This is a genomic window from Rhizobacter sp. P1_G5 (assembly GCF_056405435.1).
The window spans coordinates 1-4,268 of record NZ_JBFUCB010000533.1 but is presented as its reverse complement, the minus strand read 5'-3'; the positions used below and the strand labels follow the sequence as shown (position 1 = coordinate 4,268).

The following is a 4,268-nucleotide window of genomic DNA, read 5'->3' as shown; positions in this document are numbered from 1 at the left end:
CGCTGGTGGTGCACCGGCTCGACATGTCGACCTCCGGGCTGATGCTGTTCGCCCGCGGCAAGGAGATGCAGCGCCGCCTCAGCCATGCCTTCGCGCAGCGCGAGGTGCACAAGGAATACATCGCGGTGGTCGACGGGCTGCTGGCGGCCGACCGCGGCGAGATCGACCTGCCGCTGCTCACCGACTGGCCGAACCGGCCGAAGCAGAAGGTCGACTTCGCCGATGGCAAGCCCGCGCTGACCCGCTACACCGTGCTCGAACGCGATGCCGCACGCGGCACCACGCGCCTGCGGCTCGAGCCCGTCACCGGCCGCTCGCACCAGCTGCGCGTGCACCTGCTGGCCATCGGCCACCCGATCGTCGGCGACGCGCTCTACGCGCCGCCCGATGCCCTTGCGAAGGCGCCGCGATTGCTGCTGCACGCACAATCGCTGGCGCTGCCGCACCCGGTCGACGGGCGGCCGATGCGCTTCCACAGCCCCGCCCCGTTCTGACCCCATGCACACCGCCGTCGAGCTCGCCAAGTCGTACCGCCTGTTGAACCACGGGCCCACGGTGCTGGTCAGCGCCGCGCATGGCGGGCAGCGCAACATCATGGCGGCGGCCTGGTCGATGCCGCTGGATTTCAACCCGCCGAAGGTCGCCGTGGTGCTCGACAAGAGCACCGTCACGCGGCAGCTGGTCGAGGACTCGGGCACGTTCGCGCTGAACGTGCCGACGCGGGCCCAGGCCGAGGCGACGCTGGCGGTCGGCGGCATCTCGGCCCGCGAGCTGCCGGCGGGCCAGGACAAGTTCGCCGCGTTCGGCCTGACGGCCTTCGACGCGAGCCGCATCGAGGCCCCGCTGCTCGAAGGCTGCGCCGCCTGGCTCGAATGCCGGCTGTTGCCCGAGCCGCACCTGCAGAACCAGTACGACCTGTTCCTCGGCGAGGTGATCGCCGCCTGGGCCGATCCGCGCCTGTTCGCCGACGGCCACTGGCTCGACGCCGCGGCCGGCAGCACGGTGCACTACATCGCCGGCGGACGCTTCTTCGCCACCGGCGAAGCCTTCGACGCCAAGGCGCTGCCGCGGCGGTCGTAACATCGCCGTCTCGCGTCCATCACGCCCTCCACCCATGCAGCCCCCAGCCCGCTCCCGCCGCCGCCTGTCGCTGGTGCTGGCGTCGGCGCTGTGGCTGGCAGGCTGTGCCTCTCCCGCGATTCCGCGCGCCACGCTGGAGCAGCAGGTCGCCGACACCGAGCGCGCGTTCGCGAAGACCATGGCCGACCGCGACCACGCGGCCTTCACCAGCTTCCTCGCCGACGACACCGTGTTCTTCTCCGGCCCTGTGCCGCTGCGCGGCAAGGCCGCCGTGGCCGCGTGGTGGAAGCGCTTCTACGAGGGCGACAAGGCCCCGTTCTCGTGGCGCCCCGACAAGGTCGAGGTGCTCGATTCCGGCGAGCTCGCGCTGAGCACCGGCCCGGTGTTCGACCCCGACGGCAAGCCGGTCGCGAGCTTCACCTCGGTGTGGCGCCAGGTCTCGCCGGGCGTCTGGCGCATCGTCTTCGACAARGGCTGCAACTGCCCCTGACCCCCCTCTTCTTCCTCCCCACGCTTCGTGTCCACACTCCCCGCCGTTCCGCTGTCGCTGTTCTCCCTGCCCGCCTTCATGCGCTTCTGGTACGCGCGGGTCGCGGCCACCATGGCCAACCAGATGCTGATGGTGGCCGTCGGCTGGGAGATGTACGAGCTCACCGGCAGTGCCTGGGACCTGGGCCTGGTCGGGCTGCTGCAGTTCCTGCCGGCGCTGTTGCTGACGCTGGTGGCCGGCCACGTCGCCGACCGGCACGACCGCAGCCGCATCCTCGCGCTGTCGATGGCGGTGCAGCTGGCGATCGCCGGCGTGCTGGCCACCGCCACGCACGGCCACTGGGCCAGCCGCGAGCTGCTGCTGGTGCTGTCGATCGCGATCGGATGCGCGAAGGCCTTCCWGATGCCGGCCCAGCAGGCGATGGTGCCGCTGCTGGTGCCGGCCGACACCCTGCCGCGCGCGATGGCCTTCAGCTCGGGCGGCATGCAGGCCGCCATCATCGGCGGGCCGGCGCTCGGCGGCTTCATCTACGTGGCCGGGGCCGACGTCGTCTACGCCGTCTGCGGCGCGCTGTTCGCGGTCGCCGCGGTGCTGTTCCTGCGCATCGGCCATCCGCACGTGCCGCCGCCGAAGGAGCCGGTGACGCTGCGCACCGTGCTGGCCGGCGTCGGCTTCATCTGGAACCGGCCGGTGGTGCTGGGTGCCATCTCGCTCGACCTGTTCGCGGTGCTGCTGGGCGGCGCCACCGCGCTGCTGCCGATCTTCGCGCGCGACGTGCTGCACACCGGCCCGTGGGGGCTCGGGCTGCTGCGCGGCGCGCCGGCCGTCGGCGCGCTCGCGATGTCGGTCGCGCTGACGCGCTGGCCGCTGCAGCGGCGCGTCGGGCACCTGATGTTCGCAGCGGTCGCGGTGTTCGGGCTGTCGACGCTGGTGTTCGCGGTGTCGAAGGTGTTCGTCGTCTCGCTGATCGCGCTGTGGGTCAGCGGCGCGGCCGACATGGTCAGCGTCGTGATCCGGCAGACGCTGGTGCAGCTCGAGACGCCCAACGAGATGCGCGGCCGCGTCAGCGCGGTCAATTCGATCTTCATCGGCGCGTCGAACCAGCTCGGCGAGTTCGAGTCGGGCGCCACCGCGGCCTTGCTCGGGCCGGTCGGGTCGGTGCTGCTGGGCGGGGTCGGCACGCTGGCCGTCGCAGGCCTCTGGATGAAGCTGTTCCCGGCTTTGACCCAGCGACAACGCCTTACCGGCGATTGACACCCGCCTGCGACAATCCGCGGTTGTCGTATTGGAATGTCGATGATGTCCTGGATGTTGATCGCGGCGGCCCTGCTCGCCGCGCTGGCCCTCGCGGGCCTGTGGTGGGTCCGGCGCCGCGCCGCGCAACGCCGCGAGTTCGTGCCCTTCTCGCTGCCCGGCCTGCCGCAACCGGTGGCCGTCGGGCGGCGCTTCCGCGGCGGCGGCGCACCGGCCACCGGCTGGCCCTCCACGCTCGCCAGCATGCAGTTCGACGATCGCTGATCGAGCGTCGTCCATCGCGATTCGCGATGGGATGTGCCGCAGGCCGTGAAATCCTGCCACCCCTGGAACGGGTGACAAAGCGTGACTTATCCGACATAGCGGTAATACTTCGGCCCCATGACCGAAGCAGCACCCAACCGCCCTGATTTCATCTACCCCGGCGGTTCGCCGCTGATGCACCCGCCGCTTCGGCTGAACCGCTCCCGCATGTACGGCTTCTTCGTGCACGGCGAGCTGGCACGCCTGCAGGCCACCGTCGACGAGACGCTGACCGCGGTGGCCGGCGGCACGATGAGCTTCAAGGTGCTGTCGCCGTTCGTGATGCTGACCTTCACGCAGGTGCAGCATGCGCAGTCGGCCTGGCCATCGGATGCCGCCAAGGGCTGGGGCGAGGAGACCGACATCGTCACCTGGGTGATGGTGGGCCAGGTGCTCGCCGGGCAAACGGGCGTGAGCCGCGTCTTCTTCTACCCGTGCCACATCTGGGTCGACGACTGCATGGCGCTGATCAACGGGCGCGAGCTGTTCGGCTACCCGAAGTACCAGTGCGAGTACACGATGCCGGCCGAGGGCGAGCCGGCCACCCGCTTCACGCTGGCGGCCAAGGGCTTCCAGCCGTTCAGCCCGGAGTCGATGCTGCAGCTGCACCCGCTGCTCGAAGTCACCGCGACAAGCAGCAACGGCGCGCGCCAGGACCTGGCCGGCCTGCCCGAGCTGATCGAGCAGGCGATCGAGCTGCTGGCGGCCAACCTGCCCGGCTTCCTGTCGCTCGACCGCGCCGGCTGGGAGCAGATCGCGCAGATGCTGCGCAGCCCGAACGTGGCACAGATCTTCCTGAAGCAGCTGCCCGATGCATCAGGCATCAAGGCGGTGTACCAGGCGCTGATCGCCGCGCCGGCCAACGTGAAGGCAGTGCGCCAGGTGCAGCTGCTCGGCGACGACTACACCTGCACGCTGCACCCGTTCGCGAGCTTCCCGCTGGACCGCACGCTCGGCCTGCAGCTCGGCGCGCAGCCGGCGATCCTGCCCTTCCACATCGACATGGACTTCGAGGTGCCGGCCGGCGAGGAGCTCTACGACAACTCGCGCATCGCGCCGAAGAAGATCGCGATCCTCGGCGGCGGCGTCGCGGCGATGACGGCGGCCTTCTACCTGACCGACCAGCCAGGCTGGCGCAATG

6 protein-coding genes are annotated in these 4,268 nt (G+C 70.7%); all 6 read left to right on the top strand.

Annotation, left to right across the window (positions count from 1 at the left end; genetic code table 11):
- Positions 1-494 (top strand): RluA family pseudouridine synthase (locus AC1D12_RS26270; RefSeq protein WP_477843909.1); only part of this gene is annotated, 494 nt, incomplete at its 5' end.
- A 4-nt stretch (positions 495-498) separates the two neighbouring features.
- Positions 499-1,080 carry a flavin reductase family protein gene (locus AC1D12_RS26265; RefSeq protein ID WP_477843907.1) on the top strand — a complete coding sequence of 194 codons (582 nt, stop codon included), beginning with the start codon at positions 499-501 and terminating at the stop codon, positions 1,078-1,080.
- Between the two features lie 34 nt (positions 1,081-1,114).
- Entirely contained in the window at positions 1,115-1,570 is a 456-nt protein-coding gene (locus AC1D12_RS26260; protein WP_477828425.1) for a YybH family protein, read from the top strand.
- A 78-nt stretch (positions 1,571-1,648) separates the two neighbouring features.
- A complete protein-coding gene (locus AC1D12_RS26255; RefSeq protein WP_477843911.1) occupies positions 1,649-2,824 on the top strand; it encodes an MFS transporter in 1,176 nt (391 codons plus the stop codon).
- Positions 2,825-2,869: 45 nt separating this feature from the next.
- Positions 2,870-3,088, top strand: coding sequence for a hypothetical protein (locus AC1D12_RS26250; protein WP_156155126.1), 219 nt, complete (start codon positions 2,870-2,872; stop codon positions 3,086-3,088).
- A gap of 117 nt (positions 3,089-3,205) precedes the next feature.
- Positions 3,206-4,268, top strand: a 1,063-nt coding sequence (locus tag AC1D12_RS26245) for an acetoacetate decarboxylase family protein (protein WP_477843905.1), incomplete at its 3' end; no start/stop codon positions are given.